Source organism: Tessaracoccus zhenghani (assembly GCF_055326325.1).
This window is the reverse complement of the sequence record NZ_JBUZNQ010000004.1, coordinates 253,036-273,447: the sequence shown is the minus strand read 5'-3', so window position 1 is coordinate 273,447 and position 20,412 is coordinate 253,036. Positions and strand designations below refer to the sequence as shown.

The following is a 20,412-nucleotide window of genomic DNA, read 5'->3' as shown; positions in this document are numbered from 1 at the left end:
CTATGCCCTCAACGGCGGTCGGAGCACAGGATAGTCGCCTACGACGCGACGGCGGCCCGACGGGGCAGCCACATGCCGCGCGTGTTGCGCACGACCTCACCGACGGCGTCGCGTGCGGCGCCGGCCACCTCGCGCAGGCGGCTGGAGCCCTCGCGCTTGTCCGGCAGCGAGTGGCGCAGCACCGTGCGCCAGGCGGAGAACACCTGCTTGTACAGGGGGCCGGAGACGTAGCGCAGGTTGTGGCGCTCCATCAGTTCCTGGATCCGCGGCGCGATCTGCGGGTACCGGTTGCTGGGCATGTCCGGGAACAGGTGGTGCTCGATCTGGTGCGAGAGGTGCCCGGTCATCAGGTGCATCACCCTCGAGCCTGTGATGTTGGCGGAGCCGAGCATCTGCCGCAGGTACCACTCGCCCCGGGTCTCGCCCTCGATGGATTCCGTCTCGAACGTCTCGACGCCCTCAGGCAGGTGCCCGCACAGGATCACCGAGTGGGTCCAGATGTTGCGCAGGGTGTTGGCGATCACGTTGGCGGCCAGCGTGGGCAACGCCGACGGGCCCGACAGCAGCGGGTGCACGACGTAGTCCTTGCTGAACTGCTTGCCGATCTTCTTCAGCGTGGCGGTCAGGTCTGCCTTGAACTCGGCCGTGGACCGCTTGCCGTCCTTCCACTCCTTGATCTGCATGTCGTAGGCGGCGATGCCGTACTCGAAGAACAGCATGGTGAAGAAGTTCGTCACGGACTGGAACAGGTGCTTGAGCTCCCATTCCTGGCCGGAGTCCACGCGCATGATGTTGTAGCCCAGGTCGTTGTCCATGCCGACGACGTTGGTGTAGGTGTGGTGCTCGACGTTGTGCGAGCGCTTCCACTGCTCCGCCGGCGACGCGAAATCCCATTCCCACGTGCTGGAGTGGATCTTCTTGTCGCGCATCCAGTCCCACTGGCCGTGGAGGATGTTGTGGCCGATCTCGGTGTTCTCGATGATCTTGGCGAACGTCAGCCCCGCGGTGCCCGCGATGAACGCCGGCGGGAACTTCGAGAACAGCAGCATGACGCGGCTGCCCGCCTCCAGCATGCGCTGGAGGCGGATGACGCCGCGGATGTAGTCGGCGTCGTTGGCGCCGCGGCTGTTGAGCACCTCGTCGCGGAGCTCGTCGAGCTCGCGGCCGATGGCCTCGATGTCTGCCGGGCTGAGGTGGGCGATGGGGTTGCGCCGCCCCGTCGACGAGGTCTCGGCGCGCTGTTGCGGTGTGCTGGCGGTGATGCGGTTGGAGCGAACTTCCGTGGTGGCAGTCATGGCATGTCCTAAACGGTGAGGTGACAGGGCCCGGCAGCAGCCGATACGCAGGTCTGGACGAGTACAGGGTCTTGGGGATCAGCCGTGGTGACTTCCCCGGTGCGTAGGTCGCGGATGCTGCCCCCGGTGAGCGGCAACACACAGTTGAAGCAGATGCCCATCCGGCATCCGGAGGGCATCAGGACACCGGCATCCTCGCCGGCGTCGAGCAGGGTGGTGGCGGCGTCGGCGTCCACCGTCACGCCGGAGGTGTCGAAGGTCACCGCGCCACCGTCGCCGACGGCGATGATGGCCGCGCGGAAGCGTTCGGTGTGCAACCGCTCCCCCAAGCCCGCGGCGGCCCAATGGGCCTCCGCGTCGTCGAGCATGGCGGCCGGGCCGCAGGCCCAGGTGTCGCGGCTGCGCCAGTCAGGGACCACCGAGTCGAGTTGGTCGGGCGTGAGGATGCCGTCGACGGCGGTGAAGCGGGTGACCAGCCGCAGGCGGCCAGCCGCCTCGAGGCGACGCAACTCAGGGAGGAACAGCGCCTCGGCCTCGCTGGGGGCGGAGTGGACGATGACCACATCCGCCGGCAGGGGGTCGTTGCGCAGCATGCCCATGATGGGCGTGATGCCGGAGCCCGCCGTCAGGAACAGCGCGGCGGGCGGGGTGGGCGTGGGCAGCGTGAAGAGGCCTTCGGCCTGGTCCAGGTGGAGCAACGTGCCCGGGGCGAGGCTGCGGACGAAGTTGCTGACCTTGCCGTCCGGGATGGCGCGTGCCGTGATGGTGAAGGTGTCCGCATTCACCGGGCTGGTCAGGGAGTACGCGCGCCACAGGCGCACGCCGTCCACGTCGAAGCCGATGCGGACGTACTGGCCGGGCGTGTGGGGGCGCCAACCCCTGCCGGGACGGATGGTGACGGTGGTGGCGTTGGGGCCTTCGGCGCGCACGCCCAGCACCCGGCCGCGGAGTTCGGCACCGGAGCCCAGTGGGCTGATGAGGTCGAGGAAGTCTTCGGGGAGAAGCGGGGTGGCGATGGCCTCCGCAACCCTGCGGGCGCCCTTCCGGACACCGCCGAGAACGCGCTTCGCGACCGACGTGGTCTGGGGCTGAGGGGCGATGACCCCCGTTGTGGTCATGCATACAAGCCTACGGCACCGTAGGTAAGGGGCGGGGAAAACGGTATACCGGTGGACAGGAACCGGCTCCCCGGGCCCCGCCCGAGGCGCTCCCCGAGCGCCGCCGCTGAGGTTTGGCTAGGCTCTCCAGGTGGCTGACCGACTCTTTCCCGACCCCGAAACGATGGGGGCGTACTACGTCCGGTTCGGCCCCACGTCGCAGTCCTACGTGGATCCGTACCAGCCGGATCTGCTCCTGTTCGAGTACGTGGCGCACATCTCCCTGCTGCTGGAACACTCGGCCTTTCGGGCACCTGCGGACCAGCGGCTCCGCGTCGTCCACATCGGCGGCGCCGGCATGACCATCCCGCGTTGGGTGGCCCACCGCCGGCCGGAGACTGCCCAGGTGGTGTGCGAGCCCGACGTCGAGCTCACCGAGGAGGTGCGGCGCAAGATCCCGCTGCCCAGCCGTTCCGGGATCAAGGTCCGCGACGTCGACGGCCGCACGGGGTTGGCCGCGATGCCCTCGCAGTGGGCCGACGTCATCATCGTCGATGCCTTCAAGGAACTCGTGGTGCCGGGAGACCTGGTGACCCAACAGGCGCTGGACGACCTGCGGCGCATCGGCAGGGGCGACGCCGTCGTCATCTTCAACATCACCGACAAGGCGCCCTTCGAGTGGGCCCGGAAGCTCGCCGGCGGGCTCAACCAACGGTGGAAGCATTCGATGATCGGGATGGAGAACGACGTCTACAAGGGCCGACGCTTCGGGAACCTGCTGATGTGGGCGTCCGACACCAAGCCCGACACCGGGCCGATCGAGCGTGAATCCGGGCGCCGGCTCTTCGGCTACCGCTGGGTCACGGGGCACGCGGCGCAGCGCTGGCCCGGCGGGGCGCTGCCCTTCACCGACGACACCATGGAGGACTCGCCCGGCCCCCGGGGCCGGGGATGGTGAGCGTTCCGTGGGGCGCGGGGATTTTGTCGCCCTACGCAGCTAGCCTGAGGTCATGGACAACCTGCAGCTCCGCATCGGAGACCTGGAACGCAACGAGGCCGTCGGGTTCCTCCAGACCCATGCCGAGCAGGGCAGGCTCAGCTCCGAGGAGTTCAACGAACGGATCGGCAACGCGCTGACGGCCCGCACGCTCGGGGAACTGGCCTCGCTCTTCTCGGATCTGCCCGCACCCAAGCCCGGCCCCGCGTCCAGCCTGCCCGCGGTCCCGTCGCCGGCCCCGCTGCAGACTCCCCCACCGCCTCCCTACGCCGCGCCCCACCTGGCGCCCTCGCCCTACGGCCCGCCGCAGATGCCGCCGCCCTACCCGCCGCCCATGTACGCACACCAACCCATGGCCCCGGTCCAGCAGGTGTTCGTCAACCAGAGCGGGCCCGTCGCGATATACCGCAAGTACAACTCGTTCTGGGTGCACCTGCTCCTGTTCTTCCTCACCGGCGGCATCGGCAACATCATCTACGCCTGGTACATCTGGGACTGGAACACCAAACGCGGGTACTGAACCGCCGGTCCCAACGGGCAGGCGTCGGAGATGAGGCGCCGCGACAGGGGCATAGACTCGCCCCCGCCATGAGTTTGAGCCGACGTGTCCTCGCCCTAGCGGTGCCCGCCTTCGCCGCGCTGGTCGCCCAGCCGTTGATGATGCTGGCGGACACCTGGATCGTGGGCCACCTCGGCACCGTTCCGCTCGCCGGCCTCGGCATCGGTTCCGGCCTGCTCACCACTGCCACCGGCCTGATGATCTTCCTCGCCTACGGCTCGACGTCCGTGGTGGCGCGCCAGATCGGCGCCGGTCACCGCGGCCGGGGCATCGAGCTGGGCGTCCAGGCCATGTGGCTGGCCGGCCTCATCGGGGCGACGGTGGGCGCACTCGTCTGGATCGCCTCGCCGTTGCTGGCCACCGCGCTGGGGGCGACGGGCGACGTGCACACCCAGGCGGTGGAGTACCTGCGCTGGTCCCTCCCCGGGTTGCCGGGCATGCTCGTGATGCTCGCCGCCACCGGCACCTTCCGCGGGCTCGCGGACGCCCGCACCCCGCTGGTGCTGTCCATCAGCAGCGCCGCGCTCAACCTGGTGCTCAACGTGGCGCTCGTCGTCGGCCTCCAGATGGGCATCGGCGGCGCAGGCCTCGGCACCGCGCTGGCAGAAACCGCGCTGGGCGCGACGGCGGCCCTGCTCGTCGCGCGCAAGGCCCGCGCCGCAGGGGCGAGGCTCCGCCCGTCGTGGACGGAGATGATGAGCAGCCTCGCTGTCGGCGTCCCGCTGTTGCTGCGCACCGTCACCCTGCGCATCGCGCTCCTCATCACCACCTACATCGCCGCCCGGCAGGGCACGGCCGGACTGGCCGCGCACCACGTCGTGATGCAGGTGTGGGGTCTGCTCTCCTACGCCCTCGACGCGCTCGCCATCGCCGGGCAGACCATCATCGGCACGGCGCTGGGGGCGGCCAACCCGAAGGAGGCCCGCGACTCCACCCGCCTCATGACCTGGTGGTCCGTGGGCGGCGGCGCAGTGATCGGCGTGCTCGTGGTGCTCGTCCGGGAACCGGTGGCGGCGTTCTTCGCACCCGACAACGCGGTCCGCACGCTCGTCGCCTGGCTGCTGGTCCTGATCGCCGTCACGCTCCCGCTGGCCGGTTACGTGTTCCTCCTCGACGGCGTGCTGATCGGCGCCGGGGACGGCCGCTACCTGGCCATCGCCGGGGTGATCACGCTGCTGGGCTACGCTCCCCTGGCGTTCGGTGCGCTCACCGTCGACGCCGGAGTGCCGGGTCTCACGTGGTTGTGGCTCGCGTTCGCCGTCGGGTTCATGGGGTTGCGGGCTCTCACGCTGGGTCTGCGCGCCCGCGGCGACCACTGGATGCGGCTGGGCGCAAGCTGACCCAGCGGGTGTGACGCGCCCGCCGGACCGGCTGGTAGCGTCGTGACATGCGAGTACTTGCACCGCTTGTCCTCACTGCCGCACTGACGCTGGCCGCCTGCACCGGCCCGGGTGAGCAGCCCAGGCCGGGAGACCCGGCGCCCACTCCCGCCACCTCCCCCAACTTCACCACCTCCGCACCGTCCGCGCCGTCACCGGCCGCCCCCGAGGCGTCGTCCACGGCGGCGGAGCCCACCGTCGCGGAATCGCCCACCGCGGAGTCGACGGAGCCGGTGCCCGAGACCCACGAGTTCGCCGTCACGGAGCATGAGGCCTACACCAACCCGTGGGCGTTGGAGTTCCTGCCGGGCACGGATCTCCTGGCCATCACCGAGCGCACCGGGGCGCTGAAGCTGCGCTCGCCGGACGGCACCGTGCGCGAGGTGAGCGGCGTTCCTGAGGTCGCCGTCGCGGGCCAGGGCGGCTTCGGCGACATCGTCGCCGGGCCGACGTTCGAGACCGACGGCACCGTCTACCTCTCCTGGGTGGAGCGTGGTGACGGCGGGTCGGGCGCGGTGATCGGCACGGCCACGCTCGACGTCGACGCCGCCACGCTGAGCAACGTGACCAAGATCTGGGCCCAGACCCCGAAGGTGGACGGCGACGGCCACTTCTCCCACCGCATGGCCATCCAGGGCGACCACCTCTTCGTCAGCTCCGGCGACCGCCAGAAGATGGACCCGGCGCAGGAGATGGACAACACGCTCGGCAAGATCCTGCGCCTCACCCTCGACGGACAACCGGCCCCCGACAACCCCTTCCAGGAGGATGCGCCCGCAGCGCAGCAGTTCTGGTCCATGGGGCACCGCAACCCCCTGGGCCTGGCGTTCGACGCCGACGGCCGCCTGTGGGCGTCGGAGATGGGGCCCGAGGGCGGCGACGAACTCAACCTGATCATGCCTGGCCTCAACTACGGCTGGCCGGCCGCCTCCAACGGTTCCCACTACGGCGGCGGGCCCATCCCGGACCACGCTTCCGGCGACGGTTTCGAGCCGCCGAAGGTGTTCTGGACCCCGTCGATCTCGCCCGGTTCGCTGATGATCTACCAGGGCAGCCTGTTCCCCGGCTGGACGGGGGACGCCTTCCTCGGCGCCCTCTCCGGCGAGGCGTTGGTGCGGGTGAAGCTGGACGGCGAGACCGCCACCGAACAGGAGACCTGGCCGATGGGCGCCCGCATCCGGGCCGTCGAGGAGGGCCCCGAGGGCGCTATCTGGCTGCTGCAGGACGGCGAGAGCGCGCTGCTGTTGGAGTTGCGCCCGGCCTGATGCCCTGGCGGCTGCGGCCGGTCACGCCCCGAGTGCTATCTGGGAGAACGAGCCCCCTGCGGTGGGGACTAGTGTGGCGGGCATGACCCGACGCATCAGTCGCTCCGCTCTCGCCACTGCAGTTCTGAAGTCCGCCGCGTGGGCGGGCATCACCCTGATCGACCCCAACCGCCTCAGCGGCTGGAAGAAGCACGCCTACTGGCTGGCCATGGCCGGGGGCACCGCCGCCGAGGTGGCGCTGCCCGACGACGGCACCTACCGCCCCGCCGGCCTGAGCACCGGCCTGGCGCTCGGCACGGCCGGCGTGACCTACGGTGCGCAGGATCTCCTGGCCCGCAGCGACGCCTGGTCCATCAAGCAGCTGCAGCGACTGGGCATCAAGCGCCCCCGCATCTGGGCCGCTGCCGGTGTCTTCGCCTCGATGATGGCGGTCTCCCTGGCGCAGGGTTCCGAGCCCGCGGAGGAGGATGCTGACGGGTTCGACGAGTTCGGCCAGCCCCTCCCGGAAACGCTGGAGCCGCTCCCGGCCGAGGCGCGGGCGGTCATCACCGCGCTGCTCGACGCCGTCGACGATTACGGCAGCGAGGAGCTGCGCGTCCAACTCGAGGACGCCGTGTGCCGCGACGAGGACGGCCACTTCCTCCTGGTGCCGGACCCGGAGGCTCCCCCCACGCTGCTGGACAGCTACACGTTCCCGGCCAGCGCCACGTTCACGCGCGACGGCGCCACCCACGTGCTCATGCTCGACATCGAGGACGGGCAGCTCTCGTACCTTTCGCACATGATGGAGCCGTACCCCGAGGACGACGCCGACGTGGACTGGTCGCTGCCCGAGGTCTCAGAACTGCGGGTCATCGCGGGTCTCGCAGCAGCAGACTGACCGAGGTCACATTTCTCCACCTATGTGGGGGTGCAGGCCTCCCCCATGGAGCGAGGCCCGCACACCCACATAGCTGGAGGAAAGGCCCTCAGGGTTGCAGGCGCTCGTTCGTCCACCCGTCGGCGGCGCGGCGGCAGACCACCCGGTCGTGCAGGCGGCCCGGCAGCCCCTGCCAGAACTCGAAGGTGTCGACGCTGAGCACGTACCCGCCCCAGTGCGGCGGGCACGGCACGTCCCCGCCCTCGAAACGCCGCCTGGCCTCCTCCACCGCGGCGACCAGGTCGTCACGGGAGCCGATCGGTGACGACTGGTGCGAGGCCCACGCCTCCAACTGGCTCTCGCGGGGGCGCTTGGCGAAGTACTCCTCGGACCTGTCCCGCGCCAGCCTGGTCACCGAGCCGACCGCCCGGACCTGCCGCATCTGCAGCGGCCACCAGAACGACACGGAGGCGACGGGGTGCTCAGCCAACTCCCGACCCTTGGCCGACTCGTAGCTGGTGAAGACCACCAGCCCGTCCGGCGAGATCTCCTTCAGCAGCACGATCCGCGCCTGCGGACGACCGTCGGCGTCAACGGTGGCCAGCGTCACTGCCGTGGGCTCCGGTTCCCCGACGGCGAGCGCGTCGTTGACCCAGTCGTCGAGCAGGCCCCAGGGTTCGACCGAGGCGACATCGTCGGGCAGGGGCGCGCCGGTGTAGTCGCGGCGCACATCGTGGAGGTTGGCCATGGACCCATCCAACCATTCCCCCCACGGGCCCAGACAGGGGGGACTAACGTCGGCACATGAGCTACGACATCGCCGTGTTCAATCCCGTGGGCGCTCCCACCGACGACGACGCCTTCGTCGCCTGGTTCCAGCAGCAGAGCACCCCCGACGACGACCCCGACTCGGGCACCGTCGCCCTCCGCAACTGGTTCTCTGATTTCTCGGGCCACTTCCCCGCCCTCAACGGCCCCTACGCCGACGACGACGGCACCACCACGTATCGCTTCGGCCGCACCGCCACGTTGGCGAGCTGCCCCGACGGCGAGGCCGAGAAGGCGGCCAGGACCGGTCGTTCGCTGGCGGCAAAGCACGGCGTCGGGTTCTACAACGCCAACTCAGGTGATGAACGACTGTTCCTGCCCGGCGGCGGAACCAGCTAGCGGCCGATCTGCCGGCCCCAGGAGTCGACGGTGTTCTTCGCCGTGCGGAGATCCGCCCCGGTGAGTTCGCGGTAGCGCTTGATCGCGTTGATCTTGCGGCCGGCGCGCACCTCGTCCATGACGTACTCGCGCTCCGAGTAGGTCAGGGGGCGAGGCGGCTCCATGCTCGGCGCCGCGCTGAGGCCGCGTCGGTTCTCGAACACCATGGGGTAGATCAGCCAGATCCACAGCGCCATGAGCACCACGAGGAAGCCCCAGTCCAGTGCCCCGGCCAGCGCGATGCCCACGAAGATCATCCACCACTGCGCGTACCAGGGCCGCGGAGGCTTCCCCAGCTGGACAGGCGCATTGGGCTCGGCGTACGGCATGGGCTGCTGCTCGTAGCCGTAGCCCTGCGTGTTGAGGTCGTAGCCGTAGACCGGCGGCACCACGGGCTGCGGCGACGGCGCCGAGGCGGGGTACGGGCTACCCGGCTTGGGGTTGGGGAGGTCCAGGAACAGCGACGTCAGGTCGCTCTCCGTGCGGGCGCTCAGCGCGCGCGACATCCGGTCGTCGAATTCCTCTGAGCTCAACCGGCCGGTGGCGTGGTGCTCGCGGAGCATCCCGACAGCGTCGTCGCGTTCAGCATCCCCGATGCGCATGAAGTCCCCAGCCATGGGGACCAGCGTACCTTCCCACCAACCCCCAGAAATGTCGGCGGCAGGACTACGCTGAAAGCACCGAATCAACTCCTTGGGGGAGCCATGGGATTCATCAGACGCGTCGCCCTCACAGCAGTCGCGGCGGCCACAGCAATGACCGGATTCACCGCCTCACCGGCGCATGCCGCGCCCGTCTACGACACCAACGGACCGGTCGTGACGGTCTACAACACGCCGGGCAACCAGAGGGTCAACGGACGGCTCTGGAGCACCGCGTGCGCCAGGTACAGCTCCACCGTCGTGCGCTGCACCACGAACCTGTGGTCCACCATCGTGGTCCAACAGGGCACCCAGTACGTCAATGAGACCGGTTGGCACTTCAACAACCTCACGTACCTGCCCTCCCACCGCGCGGCCTGGGCGGGCAACCCGCTGGCCACCACCGGGCAGTTCGTCAGCGCCGGCCGCCCATGGCGGACCGAATGCGACACCGCCGCCACCGGGCGTGGGGCGTGCCGCAGCTACATCTGGACCCGGTACGTCTCCACGGAGGGGGGCACCCCCTGGCTGCGTCAGGGCTGGGTGTTCAACAACCAGGTCCTGTTCGCCACGCCCACCGTGCCACCCGTCACCGCCGTACCGCGCATCGTGTTGGACCGGGCGGTCCTGACCCCCACCGGCTTCGGCCCCCTCCAAGCCGACATCTCGGACTTCGACGCCAAGACGCTGGGGTTCAAGGTGGACAAGAGCTACGTGCGGGAGGACGGGAGCACCTGCTCCACCGTCGAGACGCCGGACTCGTTCGTGAACCGCTACGGCGTCTGGTCGAGCCCGGTGATGGACCAACTCATCGTGCGATCGCCGCAGGTCAAGATCACCGACGGCGCGGGCGGCGTCTCAACCTTCCGCCTGGGCCAGACTGTGGACCAGCTGAAGGCTGCCTACGGAGCCGCCCTCACCGAGGAGAACAGCCTGTTCTACCTCCGCGAGGGCGACTCGTGGCTCTCCTTCAGCGCCAACACCTTCGACGAGACCGGCGACCCTGCCGTGGTCGACCTGATCACCGCCGGGGAGAAGTGGTACGGCGGGTACGGCTGGTGCGAATGATCGACGACGGGGCCTGACCGGCGCCGACGAACTCAGGCGACGATGGCGATGCCGTCGTCCACCCTGTCGAAGCGCACGGTCTGGCCGTCGTTGATCGCGCCGGACAGCAGGCCGCGGGCCAGGTCGTCTTCGATGGTGGACTGCACCAGGCGACGCAGCGGCCGCGCCCCGTAGACGGGGTCGAAGCCGGCCTCACCCAGCCACAGCTTCGCCGCGTCGGACACCTCGACGGCGATCCGACGGCTGGCCAGCCGCGCGTTGAGGCGCCGCAGCTGGATGTCGACGATCAGGCTGAGCTGCTCCCGGGTCAGGGCATCGAACAGCACCACCTCGTCGAGGCGGTTGAGGAACTCCGGCCGGAACGCCTGCCGCACCACGGACATGACCGACTTCTCCTTCTCCTCGCGGTCGAGGAGCGGATCCGCCATGAACTGCGAACCAAGGTTCGAGGTCATGATCAGCAGCGTGTTGCGGAAGTCGACGGTGCGGCCCTGGCCGTCCGTCAGCCTGCCGTCGTCGAGCACCTGCAGCAGGATGTTGAACAGATCCGGGTGCGCCTTCTCCACCTCGTCGAGCAGGATCACCGAGTAGGGCCGGCGACGCACCGCTTCGGTGAGCTGGCCGCCCTCCTCGTAGCCGACGTAGCCCGGAGGGGCACCGACGAGACGGGCCACCGAGTGCTTCTCGGAGTACTCGCTCATGTCGATGCGCACCAGCGCGGTCTCGTCGTCGAACAGGAAATCCGCCAGGGCCTTGGCCAGCTCGGTCTTGCCGACACCGGTGGGGCCGAGGAACAGGAACGAGCCGGTGGGCCGGTTCGGGTCCGAGATGCCGGCGCGCGAGCGGCGCACCGCGTCGGACACGGCCACGACGGCGGACCGCTGGCCGATGAGGCGCTCGCCGAGGCGCTCCTCCATCTGGAGCAGCTTCTCGGATTCGCCCTGCAGCAGCCGCCCGACGGGCACGCCCGTCCAGGCGGCGACGACCTCCGCGATGTCGGCGGCGCTGACCTCTTCGGAGACCATCGACGGCGTGGCGTCGGAGGCCTCCGCCTCCGCCAACTCCTTCTCCGCGGCCGGGATCTCCCCGTAGAGGATGGTGGAGGCCTTGGTGAGGTCGCCTTCACGCTGGGCGCGATCGGCCTCCATGCGCAGCTGGTCGATGCGCTCCTTCAGGTCGCCCACCCGGTTGAGGCCGGACTTCTCCGACTCCCACCGGGTCTCGAGTCCGCGCAGCTTCTCCTGCGCGTCGGCGAGCTCGGCGTTCAGCGCGGCGAGGCGCTCGCGCGAGGCCTCGTCGTCCTCCTTCTCCAGATGGAACTTCTGCATGGTCATGCGGTCCACGTCGCGGCGGAGCATGTCGATCTCCTCCGGTGAGGAGTCGATCTCCATCCGCAGGCGCGACGCGGCCTCGTCCACCAGGTCGATGGCCTTGTCCGGCAGCTGCCGGCTGGTGATGTAGCGGTTCGACAGCTCGGCCGCCGCGACCAGCGCGGAATCGGTGATGCGTACCTTGTGGTGCGCCTCGTACCGCTCGCGGAGGCCGCGCAGGATGGCCACGGTGTCGTCGACGGAGGGCTCCCCCACGTAGACCTGCTGGAAGCGGCGCTCCAGCGCGGGGTCCTTCTCGATGCGCTCGCGGTACTCGTCGAGCGTGGTGGCGCCGATCATCCGCAGTTCGCCGCGGGCGAGCATGGGCTTGAGCATGTTGCCCGCGTCCATGGCGCCCTCACCGGACGCGCCGGCGCCGACGACGGTGTGGAGTTCGTCGATGAACGTGACGATCTGGCCCTCGGCCTCCTTGATCTCGTTCAGCACGGCCTTGAGCCGCTCCTCGAACTCGCCGCGGTACTTGGCGCCGGCCACCATCGACGCGAGGTCGAGCGACACCAGCCGCCTGCCCTTCAGCGAATCCGGCACGTCACCGGCGACCAGTCGCTGGGCGAGGCCCTCGACGACGGCGGTCTTGCCGACGCCGGGCTCACCGATCAGCACCGGGTTGTTCTTGGTGCGCCTGGCCAGCACCTGGACCACGCGGCGGATCTCCTGGTCGCGGCCGATGACCGGATCGAGCTTTCCGGAGCGCGCCCGCTCCGTGAGGTCGATCGAGTACTTCTCGAGGACGGATTCGCCGCCCTCGGATTCGGCGGAGGTGACGCGCTTGCCGCCGCGGGAGGCCTCGAACGAGGCCTTCAGGGCGTCTGCCGTCACGCCGGCGTTGTCCAGGATGGTCTTGGCATCGGAGGCGATGGTGGCCAGCCCGATGAGGAGGTGTTCGGTGGCGACGAAGTCGTCGCCGAGGGAATCCGCCAGCGTCTCAGCAGCCGCGAGCACGCGCGCGAACGGCCCGCTGAGGGCTGGCTGGCTGACCGAGCTGCCCGACGTGGAGGGCAACTTCTTGATGGCGGCGACTGCGGCCGCGTCCACCCGGTCGGCGCCGGCGCCGACGGCCTCGAGCAGGGGGCCGACGGTGTTGTCAGGGGTCAGGAGGAGTCCGTGCAGCAGGTGCACGGGCTCCGTGTTCGGGTTGCCGTTGGTGAGAGCCTGCCGGACCGCCGCCGTGACGGCGTCCCGCGACTTCGTCGTGAGCCGTTCCGTGTTCATGTAGCTGGATCTCCTCGTTCAGTTCTCAGAAAGCGCTGTCGCGCGCACTGAATTCAAAGTTGAGTCTACATCACTCAACCTTGTCTCCGACCAGTCTATTCCCCTGACAGCGCCCTCGTGGCAGCGTTGCTGCAAGCGGCGGCACATGCGTACCTGCGCTGGGCGGCCAGAGCGACCGGTAGCGTAAGGCAGGTGACCACGACACCTGAGAACCCGGTGCCCGAGCAGATCGACGACGACGAACTGCTCGAGGCAAGCTTCGACCAGCAGCGGTTCGCGGCCCGCCCGGCCCGGCTGCGGCCCCGCGCCCGCCGCCGCGCCGACGACCAGGGGCCCATCGCCCCACCGTTCACCGCCTCCGGCGCGAACCGGGCCTACGTCGAGTGGCTCGAGGAGCAGTCCATGCTCAACGACGCCAACCAGATCTCGCGCCAGGTGGCCGGCAAGCACCTGATGTGGGCCCATCCCTACGCGCACCCGGACCCGCGGGCGGCTGTGCAGCGGGCCTCGGTGTGGTTCACCGCGTACCCGCTGTCGCACATCACGGACCGGGCCGAGTCCTTCCTCGGCTCCCTCGGCAGCCAGGGGTTGTGGGAGGCCTTCTCGAGCATCGGCATCGAGGCCGTCCACACCGGCCCGGTGAAGCTGGCCGGCGGCCTGCACGGCTGGGAGCCCACGCCGTCGGTGGACGGCCACTTCGACCGGATCTCGATGGCCATCGACCCGTTGTTCGGCAACGAGGCCGAGTTCCGCGAGATGTGCGAGACCGCCCAGAAGTACCACGGCACCATCATCGACGACATCGTCCCCGGCCACACGGGCAAGGGCGCCGACTTCCGGCTGGCGGAGCTGAACTACCGTGACTACCCGGGGGTGTTCCACATGGTCGACATCCCGCCGGAGCACTGGTCCCTCCTGCCCGACGTGCCCGAGGGCCGCGATTCGGTCAACCTCTCCCCCGAGGCCGAAAAGGCACTCTCCGACGAGGGGCTCATCATCGGCGCTCTCCAGCGGGTGATCTTCTACGAGCCCGGAGTCAAGGAGACCAACTGGTCCTGCACCCCGCCCATCGTCGACTACAAGGGCGTCGAGCGGCGCTGGGTCTACCTCCACTACTTCAAGGAGGGCCAGCCCACCATCAACTGGCTCGACCCCACGTGCGCCGGCATGCGGTTGGTGATGGGCGACGCGCTGCACTCGCAGCTGGACCTCGGCTCCCGCGGCCTCCGGCTGGACGCCAACGGGTTCCTGGGTGTCGAGAAGACGTTCGGCTCGCCCGCCTGGTCCGAGGGCCACCCGCTGTCGCTGGCCGCCAACCAGCTGATCGGATCACTCGTGCGCAAGGTGGGGGGGTTCACCTTCCAGGAGCTGAACCTCTCCATCGACGACATCGCCCGCACCGGCACCGTCGGCCCTGACCTCTCCTACGACTTCATCACGCGCCCCGCCGCCCAGTTCTCGCTGGCGACGGGCGACACTGAGTTCCTGCGGCTCGTGCTGCGCGAAGCCATGCGCCTGGGCATCGACCAGGCGTCGCTGGTGCACGCCATGCAGAACCACGACGAGCTCACCTACGAGCTGGTCCACTTCACCACCACGCACCGCGACGACGAGTACACCCTCGGCGGCCAGACCTACACGGGCGGCGAGCTGGCCGAGCACGTGCGCGAGACGATGCGGGAGAAGCTGACGGGACCGGCGGCCCCGTACAACTCCCTGTTCACCACCAACGGCATCGCGAGCACCACCGCGTCGATCGTCGCGGCCTCGCTGGGGTTCACGGACCTCGACGCGATCTCCGACAGCGAGGCGCGGCGCATCTCGAACGCCCACCTGCTGCTGTGCATGTTCAACGCGTGGCAGCCGGGGGTGTTCGCCCTCTCCGGGTGGGACCTCGTCGGCGCGCTGCCGCTGGACCGCGAAGAGGTCAAGGCCCTCACCGCCATGGGCGACACCCGGTGGATCGAGCGCGGCGCCTACGACCTGCTGGGAGTGGCCCCGGACGCGAAGAAGTCGGCGAGCGGCATGCCGCGGGCCCGCGCGCTGTACGGCTCGGTGCCGGACCAGTTGAAGCGCGAGACGTCGTTCGCGAGCCGGCTCGCCGCCGTCCTCAAGGTGCGCAAGCGCAACGGCCTGCCCACCGGCGCCCTGGTGGATGTGCCGGAAGTGGGCGACAAGGCGCTGCTCGTGATGGTCAACGAACTGGAGACCGGCACCACGCAGATCACCGCCCTGAACTTCGGCGGCGAGAAGCTGAGCGCCCGCGTGCAGTCCGACAAGCTGCCCAGCGGCCGCGTGTTCGACCTGTCCACCCGACGCAAGGTGGGCACCGTGGACGACCTCGGCGGGTTCACCGTCGAACTGCCCGCCTACGGCGGCCAGGCGATGATCATCCGCGACTGACTCAACAGCAACGTCCCCTGCGCCCGGATCAGGCGCAGGGGACGTGTGCTGTGTGACTACTTCTGCGAACCGGCCAACAGGGCCTGCACGAAGTAGCGCTGGAAGGCGAAGAACACGATCAGCGGCACGATCATCGACAGGAAGGCACCTGCCGAGAGCACGTCGATGTTCGAGCCGTACTGCCTCAGTTGAGACTGGATCGCCACGGTCAACGGCATGGACTGCGCGTTGGTGAAGATCAGCGCCACCAACATGTCGTTCCAGGTCCACAGGAACTGGAAGATCGCCAACGACGCGATGGCCGGCAGGCCCAGCGGCAGGATCATCCGGAAGAAGATCTGCCACTCCGACGCGCCGTCCACCCTCGCCGCCTCCAGCAGTTCCGAGGGGAACTGCGTGAAGAAGTTGCGCAGCAGGAAGATGGCGAACGGCAGGCCGAACGCCACGTGGAACAGGATCACGCCCAGGACGCTGCCGAAGATCCCCAACTGCCCGAACAGGCGGGCCAGCGGGATCAGCGCCACCTGGATGGGCACCGCGAGCAGCACGATGACGGCGATCAGCAGCCAGTCGCGGCCGGGGAACTGCAGCCACGCGAACGCGTAGCCGGCCAGGGCCCCGATCATCACGACCAGCGCGGTCGTCGGCACCGCGATCACGACGGTGTTCCAGAAGGAGCCCGTGATGGTGGGGTTCGACAGCAGGTTGGCGTAGTTGTCCAGCGTGAGCTGCGCCGGCGCGGTGAACACGTTCCACCAGCCCGACGCCGAGTTGTCGCCGGAGCTGCGCAGCGACGTCAGCAGCAGCCCGACCGTGGGCACGAGCCAGAAGATCGCCACCACCGCCAACACCACGTTGACTATGGAGTTGTTGAAGACGCGCAACACCTTCTGTGCCGGTGTGAGCTTCGGTTTCACGATGCTGAGTTCGACGGTCATCGTCCGCGCTCCTCTCGGAAGCGGCGGATGTTCAGGATCATCGACGGCAGCACCAGCACCAACAGCAGGATGGCCAGTGCCGAGCCGAGGCCGTAGTCGTTACCGCCACCGAACGACACCGTCCACATCTCCACCGCGATCACGTTCGCCGCGGGTTTCGAGGCGCCTGGCGGGATGACGTAGACGAGGTCGAAGATCTTCAACACGTTGATGATCAGCGTCACGAACACCACCACCAGTACGGGGGCGAGCAGCGGCGCCGTGATGCGGGTGAACACCCGCCACTCGTTGGCGCCGTCGATGCGGGCCGCCTCCTGCAGCGACGGGTCCATGGCTGACAGGCCCGACGAGATCATCACCATCGCGAAGCCCGCCCAGATCCACACGTAGGACAGGATCACCACGGCGTTGATGAACGTGGAACTCAACCAGGAGACTCCTTGGGCGCCCTCGCCGAAGTTCGACGCCGGGAGCGCCACCCGGTAGTTGCCCCCTGGATCCAGCCCTTCGATCACGTAGGTGCCGTTGGGTTCCGTGGTGGCGTTGCCGGCGATGGAGCCGTCCTCGGCCACCGCGTCGACGCGGATGCCGGGCAGGCCGGACTTGCCCTCCTCGAGGGCGCCCTGCGTGCCACCGCCCCCGGGAATCACGTCCAGGAACACGGTGCCGGAGATCTGGTCGTCGCCGGCCTCGGGAGCTGCGACGGCCCCCTCCGCCGTCTCCGGCAGGTTGTTCTGCCGGATGCCGATCAGCGGCAGGTCCACCACGGTGCCTGTGCCCACCGTCGACTCCGTGCTGATGATGCCGCCCTCAGCGGTGAGGCCCACGTCCTTGCGCGGGTTGGCGCCGGGATAGTTGGCCGTGTCCGTGAACGTGTTCTGGACGCCGACGATGGCGGCGTTCACGGCCCCCAGCTGGGGGTTCTCCTGGAAGAGGCCGCGGAAGATGACGCCGGCGGCGAGCATGGAGATGGCCATCGGCATGAAGATGATCAACCGGAAGGCCGTCTTCCACTTCAACCGCTGCAACAGCACCGCGAAGATCAGGCCCAGGACGGTGCAGATCACCGGGGCCACGAGCACCCACATGATGTTGTTGCGGATGGCGGTGAACGTGGTCTCGTTGGTGAACATCGTCACGTAGTTCTGCCAGCCGGTGAAGTTGTCCCCGCTCCTGTCGTAGAGCGAGCGCACCAGGGTGAACACGATGGGGTAGGCGACGAGGGCGCCGAGCACCAGGAGGGCCGGCGCCAGGAAGGAAGCGATGATCAACCCGCGCTTCAAGCGGCCCGAGGACCGGGGCTTGTGATCCCCGGTCCTCGGACGCTCTGGCGCGGTGACTACAGCAGTCACCGGAGGCCTTGTCAGCCGCCGTATGCCGACGCGGCAGCAGCCTCGAGGCGCTGCATGGTGCCGTCGACATCAGACGGGTTCTCGTAGAAGGTGATCATTTCCTGCCAGAAGCCCTGGCCCTGCGTGCCGCCGAACGCGCTGGGCGTCAGGTCGGACATGTCGAAGCGGAACGCCTCCGCACCCACGAGGGCTTCGGCGATCTGGCGGGAGGTGTCGTCCGGGTACAGCGAAGTGTCGACACCGTTGTTCGGCGAGGTCAGGCCGCCCAGGGGCACCCACACCGAAGCGGCTTCGGGCGAGGCGAGGTAGGCCATGAGGGCATTGGTGGCCTCGTCGTCGGTGAACTGGATGGCGACGTCGCCGCCGCCGACCACTGCCGCTTCGGAGCCGTTGACGGACGGGAAGTCGAAGAACAGGGCGTTCTCGCCGACGGTGGAGTTGCCGTCCTCGGTGATGACGCCGGCCACGAAGTCGCCCTCGTAGACGGTGCCGGCCTGCGGGTCAGCCCCGAAGACCTCGGTGATGGACTCGGGGAAGCCGCGCTGGGCGCCGCCCTCCTGCACCAGATCCGTGCCCCACAGCTGGGCCAGCACGTCGAGAGCCTCCTTGACCGACGGATCCGTCCAGGGGATCTCGTGGTTGGCGAGCTGGTCGTACATCTCGGGGCCGGCGGTGCGCAGGTAGACGTTCTCGAACCAGTCCGTCAGCGGCCAACCGACGTCGGCGCCCACGGAGATGCCGGCATAACCCGCGTCGCGGATCAGGCCGAGCTGCTCGAGGAAGCCCTCCCAGTCTTCGGCGGCGGCGGGATCTGCCCCGGCCTCACTCCAGAGGTCGGCGTTGTACCACATGGTGGATTTGTTGGCCGCCTTGAACCAGACGCCGTAGAGCTCACCGTCGACGCTGCCGAGGTCGAGCCAGGACTGCGAGTAGTTCTCCTCGACGGTGGCCTTGACGTCATCGGACAGCGGCATGATGCTGCCGTCGGCGGCGAGCTGCTGCATGAGGGCCGGCTGGCCCACGACGGCGACGTTGGGCGGCGTGCCGCCCTCGAGCTGGCCGGAGATGTAGGTGGGGCCGTTGTCGCCGAAGCTGGTGTAGGTCACGCTGGCGCCGGTGGCGTCCTCGAACTGCTGGAGGACGGCCTCGAAGTTGGCCTGCTCCGCGCCGGACCAGGCGGCGACGACGTTGAGGGTGGTACCGGACAGATCGACGTCCGTGGAGGCGCTATCGCTGCCGGACGGGCTCTCGCTACCCATGGGGCTTTCGCCCGCCGCGCTGGGGCTGGCGGCGGTGGTTCCGCCGTCTGTGCCGGCGGTGGGTTCGGGGTCGCCGTTTCCGCAGGCGCTGAGCAGGGCGACGCTCGCCATGCCGAGGGCGGCGAGGGCCGCTACGTGTTGACGGGATCGATTGAACATGTGTCTCCTTCGTTTGCGACGACACTTCTCAACGTCGCTCCTCGCGACAGCGTCGTCGTCTAGCCGGTGAACTCTTCCAACCTAGCCACCCGTCCATGCCTGATCACGCTAACAAATGTCTCTTTTCGCTAACTTTTCCACTATCCCCTCCGCGTGCTTAGGGTGGAGGCATGGCAGTGACGCTGATTCTCGTCCGGCACGCGAAATCCGACTGGCACACGGACGTCCCGGACCGCCTCCGTCCACTCTCTGACAGGGGCGTTCGCCAGGCAACGGCCACCGCCCAGTGGCTGGACGAGACCTTCACCCGGGTGGACCTCGCCCTCGTCTCTGTGGCGACGCGGGCCCAACAGACGTGGGGGATCTTGTCCGCACATCTCCACCCCGCCTCAGGAACAATCGACTCGGAAGACGCCTACACCTTCGACGGGGAGGAACTGGCAGAAGCTGTCTCCGCGCTACCGGGCTCTGCGTCGACGGTGATCCTCGTGGGGCACAACCCCGCGCTGGAGGAACTGATCGGGCTGGCCACCGGACATTCCGTCCCCATGCGGACGTCGGCCGTGGCGGTCCTCGAACTCCCCAACTGGGGCGCCGTCGCCGAAGGCAACGGCACCGTCATCGCCGCCGGGCGCCCGGCGGACGACAGCTGGTCGGTGCGCCCGTGATCCAGGGGCGAAGCTCAGCGCAGGAGCGCGAGCAGGTCGTGGCGCGGGCCGGCGTCGTCTGTCCAGTCCGCGATGAGCGTGCCGAGCGCGTCGCCGGGCACGTCGGCCGAGCGTTCGAGCACCCGCACCAGTTCCAGTTCCGCGTCTGACCCCTCGCCGGGCACCACGCCGCTGCCCTGGACGTCCATGACCAGCGGCAGCACGTTGCCGTCGTGGTCGTGCACATCCGCCTGTCCGTCCGCCTCCCGGATGACGCGCTCCAACTCGCCCATGAACACCGGGTCCGTGGCCGCGTCGTAGCAGTAGCGGGTGCCCAGCACGGAGTGCTCGAGGGTGCCGATGAGGTCCGCGCCGTCCAGCGGGGCTGCCCGCCAGGTGACCGGTACGAAGTAGGCGTGCACGCCGTCTGAGATCACCATGGAATCCAGCCCCACCTCACCATCAGGGTCCACCAGGCGGAAGTTGGCGACGCGTTCGAGCTTGCCCGCGTCGCCGAAGAACCAGTGCTGGCCGGGCAGCCAGTCCTGCAACAGCTCGATCTTGGTGGGGCGGAGCTCTGCTCCGACGTGGACTTCAGCTGCGCCGCTCATGGTGCCTCCTCGGGTCATTCACAACCTTAGGCGGTCCGTGGGGCAGCCCCAGCGGAGTTCGGGCTGCAGCGCCA

General features: G+C 69.0%; 18 protein-coding genes. 9 read left to right on the top strand and 9 right to left on the bottom strand.

All coding sequences use genetic code 11. From position 1 onward, the window contains the following. Nucleotides 1-38: 38 nt before the first annotated feature. Both ACZK4S_RS11115 and ACZK4S_RS11110 read right to left on the bottom strand, forming a co-directional pair. Nucleotides 39-1,295: a fatty acid desaturase family protein gene (locus ACZK4S_RS11115; RefSeq protein WP_463644297.1), complete on the bottom strand. Its 1,257-nt coding sequence runs from the start codon at nucleotides 1,293-1,295 to the stop codon at nucleotides 39-41. An 8-nt stretch (nucleotides 1,296-1,303) separates the two neighbouring features. Continuing rightward, nucleotides 1,304-2,413: a ferredoxin reductase gene (locus ACZK4S_RS11110; protein ID WP_463644296.1), complete on the bottom strand. Its 1,110-nt coding sequence runs from the start codon at nucleotides 2,411-2,413 to the stop codon at nucleotides 1,304-1,306. A 130-nt stretch (nucleotides 2,414-2,543) separates the two neighbouring features. On the opposite strand from ACZK4S_RS11110, the gene ACZK4S_RS11105 reads away from it, so the two are divergent. From ACZK4S_RS11105 to ACZK4S_RS11085, 5 genes are all read left to right on the top strand, one after another. Next, a complete protein-coding gene (locus ACZK4S_RS11105) occupies nucleotides 2,544-3,350 on the top strand; it encodes a spermidine synthase (protein WP_463644295.1) in 807 nt (268 codons plus the stop codon). A gap of 52 nt (nucleotides 3,351-3,402) precedes the next feature. Continuing rightward, nucleotides 3,403-3,909 carry a DUF1707 SHOCT-like domain-containing protein gene (locus tag ACZK4S_RS11100; RefSeq protein WP_463644294.1) on the top strand — a complete coding sequence of 169 codons (507 nt, stop codon included), beginning with the start codon at nucleotides 3,403-3,405 and terminating at the stop codon, nucleotides 3,907-3,909. Between the two features lie 68 nt (nucleotides 3,910-3,977). Next, nucleotides 3,978-5,288: an MATE family efflux transporter gene (locus tag ACZK4S_RS11095; RefSeq protein ID WP_463644293.1), complete on the top strand. Its 1,311-nt coding sequence runs from the start codon at nucleotides 3,978-3,980 to the stop codon at nucleotides 5,286-5,288. A gap of 47 nt (nucleotides 5,289-5,335) precedes the next feature. Next, a complete protein-coding gene (locus ACZK4S_RS11090) occupies nucleotides 5,336-6,592 on the top strand; it encodes a PQQ-dependent sugar dehydrogenase (RefSeq protein WP_463644292.1) in 1,257 nt (418 codons plus the stop codon). Between the two features lie 82 nt (nucleotides 6,593-6,674). Next, complete coding sequence (locus ACZK4S_RS11085) at nucleotides 6,675-7,472, top strand: hypothetical protein (protein WP_463644291.1); 798 nt, start codon at nucleotides 6,675-6,677, stop codon at nucleotides 7,470-7,472. An 88-nt stretch (nucleotides 7,473-7,560) separates the two neighbouring features. On the opposite strand, the gene pdxH is transcribed toward ACZK4S_RS11085, so the two are convergent. Then, entirely contained in the window at nucleotides 7,561-8,199 is a 639-nt protein-coding gene (gene pdxH, locus ACZK4S_RS11080; RefSeq protein ID WP_463644290.1) for a pyridoxamine 5'-phosphate oxidase, read from the bottom strand. Nucleotides 8,200-8,255: 56 nt separating this feature from the next. Here pdxH and ACZK4S_RS11075 point away from each other — a divergent pair, with 56 nt between their 5' ends. After that, nucleotides 8,256-8,618 carry a hypothetical protein gene (locus tag ACZK4S_RS11075; protein ID WP_076063179.1) on the top strand — a complete coding sequence of 121 codons (363 nt, stop codon included), beginning with the start codon at nucleotides 8,256-8,258 and terminating at the stop codon, nucleotides 8,616-8,618. Here ACZK4S_RS11075 and ACZK4S_RS11070 read toward each other — a convergent pair. Then, on the bottom strand, nucleotides 8,615-9,274 hold the full coding sequence (locus ACZK4S_RS11070; protein ID WP_076063177.1) for a DUF1707 SHOCT-like domain-containing protein: 660 nt from the start codon (nucleotides 9,272-9,274) through the stop codon (nucleotides 8,615-8,617). The two genes, ACZK4S_RS11075 and ACZK4S_RS11070, sit on opposite strands and share 4 nt — an antisense overlap. 87 nt (nucleotides 9,275-9,361) lie before the next feature. Here ACZK4S_RS11070 and ACZK4S_RS11065 point away from each other — a divergent pair, with 87 nt between their 5' ends. Then, on the top strand, nucleotides 9,362-10,366 hold the full coding sequence (locus ACZK4S_RS11065; RefSeq protein WP_463644289.1) for a hypothetical protein: 1,005 nt from the start codon (nucleotides 9,362-9,364) through the stop codon (nucleotides 10,364-10,366). A gap of 32 nt (nucleotides 10,367-10,398) precedes the next feature. Here ACZK4S_RS11065 and clpB read toward each other — a convergent pair whose 3' ends face one another. Then, nucleotides 10,399-12,969, bottom strand: a complete 2,571-nt coding sequence (gene clpB / locus ACZK4S_RS11060) for an ATP-dependent chaperone ClpB (protein WP_463644288.1) — start codon at nucleotides 12,967-12,969, stop codon at nucleotides 10,399-10,401. 192 nt (nucleotides 12,970-13,161) lie between these two features. On the opposite strand from clpB, the gene treS reads away from it, so the two are divergent. Next, nucleotides 13,162-15,372: a maltose alpha-D-glucosyltransferase gene (gene treS, locus ACZK4S_RS11055; protein WP_463644287.1), complete on the top strand. Its 2,211-nt coding sequence runs from the start codon at nucleotides 13,162-13,164 to the stop codon at nucleotides 15,370-15,372. A 56-nt stretch (nucleotides 15,373-15,428) separates the two neighbouring features. On the opposite strand, the gene ACZK4S_RS11050 is transcribed toward treS, so the two are convergent. The 3 genes from ACZK4S_RS11050 to ACZK4S_RS11040 form a co-directional block, all read right to left on the bottom strand. Continuing rightward, nucleotides 15,429-16,310: a carbohydrate ABC transporter permease gene (locus ACZK4S_RS11050; protein ID WP_076063170.1), complete on the bottom strand. Its 882-nt coding sequence runs from the start codon at nucleotides 16,308-16,310 to the stop codon at nucleotides 15,429-15,431. Further along, nucleotides 16,307-17,581: a carbohydrate ABC transporter permease gene (locus tag ACZK4S_RS11045; protein ID WP_143571025.1), complete on the bottom strand. Its 1,275-nt coding sequence runs from the start codon at nucleotides 17,579-17,581 to the stop codon at nucleotides 16,307-16,309. Before ACZK4S_RS11045 ends, ACZK4S_RS11050 begins: the two co-directional genes overlap by 4 nt. Before the next feature lie 92 nt (nucleotides 17,582-17,673). Beyond that, entirely contained in the window at nucleotides 17,674-19,080 is a 1,407-nt protein-coding gene (locus ACZK4S_RS11040; RefSeq protein ID WP_463644286.1) for an ABC transporter substrate-binding protein, read from the bottom strand. A 170-nt stretch (nucleotides 19,081-19,250) separates the two neighbouring features. Between ACZK4S_RS11040 and ACZK4S_RS11035 the strand changes: the two genes are divergently transcribed. After that, nucleotides 19,251-19,748, top strand: coding sequence for a SixA phosphatase family protein (locus ACZK4S_RS11035; protein ID WP_463644285.1), 498 nt, complete (start codon nucleotides 19,251-19,253; stop codon nucleotides 19,746-19,748). A gap of 14 nt (nucleotides 19,749-19,762) precedes the next feature. Here ACZK4S_RS11035 and ACZK4S_RS11030 read toward each other — a convergent pair whose 3' ends face one another. Next, the gene (locus ACZK4S_RS11030; RefSeq protein WP_463644284.1) at nucleotides 19,763-20,338 is read right to left on the bottom strand and encodes a maltokinase N-terminal cap-like domain-containing protein; all 576 of its coding nucleotides are present in this window, start codon (nucleotides 20,336-20,338) and stop codon (nucleotides 19,763-19,765) included. Nucleotides 20,339-20,412: the final 74 nt, after the last annotated feature.

Excerpts from the sequence above, each read along its gene's own strand:
- ACZK4S_RS11115 (WP_463644297.1), bottom strand. The coding sequence starts at position 1,295 with ATGACTGCCACCACGGAAGTTCGCTCCAACCGCATCACCGCCAGCACA.
- ACZK4S_RS11110 (WP_463644296.1), bottom strand. The coding sequence starts at position 2,413 with ATGACCACAACGGGGGTCATCGCCCCTCAGCCCCAGACCACGTCGGTC.
- ACZK4S_RS11100 (WP_463644294.1), top strand. The coding sequence starts at position 3,403 with ATGGACAACCTGCAGCTCCGCATCGGAGACCTGGAACGCAACGAGGCC.
- ACZK4S_RS11095 (WP_463644293.1), top strand. The coding sequence starts at position 3,978 with ATGAGTTTGAGCCGACGTGTCCTCGCCCTAGCGGTGCCCGCCTTCGCC.
- ACZK4S_RS11090 (WP_463644292.1), top strand. The coding sequence starts at position 5,336 with ATGCGAGTACTTGCACCGCTTGTCCTCACTGCCGCACTGACGCTGGCC.
- ACZK4S_RS11085 (WP_463644291.1), top strand. The coding sequence starts at position 6,675 with ATGACCCGACGCATCAGTCGCTCCGCTCTCGCCACTGCAGTTCTGAAG.
- pdxH (WP_463644290.1), bottom strand. The coding sequence starts at position 8,199 with ATGGCCAACCTCCACGATGTGCGCCGCGACTACACCGGCGCGCCCCTG.
- ACZK4S_RS11075 (WP_076063179.1), top strand. The coding sequence starts at position 8,256 with ATGAGCTACGACATCGCCGTGTTCAATCCCGTGGGCGCTCCCACCGAC.
- ACZK4S_RS11070 (WP_076063177.1), bottom strand. The coding sequence starts at position 9,274 with ATGGCTGGGGACTTCATGCGCATCGGGGATGCTGAACGCGACGACGCT.
- ACZK4S_RS11065 (WP_463644289.1), top strand. The coding sequence starts at position 9,362 with ATGGGATTCATCAGACGCGTCGCCCTCACAGCAGTCGCGGCGGCCACA.
- clpB (WP_463644288.1), bottom strand. The coding sequence starts at position 12,969 with ATGAACACGGAACGGCTCACGACGAAGTCGCGGGACGCCGTCACGGCG.
- ACZK4S_RS11050 (WP_076063170.1), bottom strand. The coding sequence starts at position 16,310 with ATGACCGTCGAACTCAGCATCGTGAAACCGAAGCTCACACCGGCACAG.
- ACZK4S_RS11040 (WP_463644286.1), bottom strand. The coding sequence starts at position 19,080 with ATGTTCAATCGATCCCGTCAACACGTAGCGGCCCTCGCCGCCCTCGGC.
- ACZK4S_RS11035 (WP_463644285.1), top strand. The coding sequence starts at position 19,251 with ATGGCAGTGACGCTGATTCTCGTCCGGCACGCGAAATCCGACTGGCAC.
- ACZK4S_RS11030 (WP_463644284.1), bottom strand. The coding sequence starts at position 20,338 with ATGAGCGGCGCAGCTGAAGTCCACGTCGGAGCAGAGCTCCGCCCCACC.